Annotated in this window: 1 protein-coding gene; it reads left to right on the forward strand. The window is 60.1% G+C overall.

The features are described 5' to 3' along the window. A partial coding sequence (locus B879_RS24140; protein WP_040401611.1) for a hypothetical protein occupies positions 1 to 732 on the forward strand: 732 nt, incomplete at both ends.

Below are 732 nucleotides of genomic sequence, written 5' to 3' on the forward strand. Positions count from 1 at the left end.
CGAAACGAACTACGAGGACCCCGACCCGCGAGCTCCCTGGGAACGCACCCTGGATTCACTCATCGGCGAGGGCAAACCAGGGACTGGCGACATCGAGGAACGTGCTCTCGGCATCCAGTTCGAACTGCGCCCCAAGACCCTGGCCCGCTACCAAGCTTCGGCACTGCAAAAGATCAAGGCCGGGGCCATCCCCCACACCTCGAAACTTGATCTACAGATTCGTCCGGTACAGCTCAACGAGAAGGGCCGCTGGGTCTCAGGCAACCTGGCGTGGCAGCATTTTCGCTACACCCGGACCGGCGGAATCCCGGTGCTGCCGTTCGACTACGCCTATGACCAGGATCAGGTCGCTTGGTTCTGCACGCTATTGCAGTTGAATGCTTTTGTCGCGTGGAATGGAACCCACCTTTCGACCAGCGATTTCCTCTCGCCCATGATCTGGGAACATTTGGCTCGGGCCGCCGCTTTGGGCATCGAGCTGCGCGGGCAATCGGCGAAGTCTACCGTGACGCTTCACAGCCCCGTCGCGGTGCGCACCGATATCTCTTCCGAAGCAAAGAAACTTCGGGTCCGCCCTTCCCTGGACGTGCTGCCTACGGATTTCGATAGCGACTTCCTCGGGGCCGTTGCGGACCACGGAGTCTTCTGGTGGGATGCCACCGAAGGAATGAAACATGTGAATCTGCATCTGGCACCATCACGGGCCAAGTTGCCAGCATTGGTCACCGGTCT

The sequence above is a fragment of the Cecembia lonarensis LW9 genome (assembly GCF_000298295.1).
Classification (GTDB): domain Bacteria; phylum Bacteroidota; class Bacteroidia; order Cytophagales; family Cyclobacteriaceae; genus Cecembia; species Cecembia lonarensis.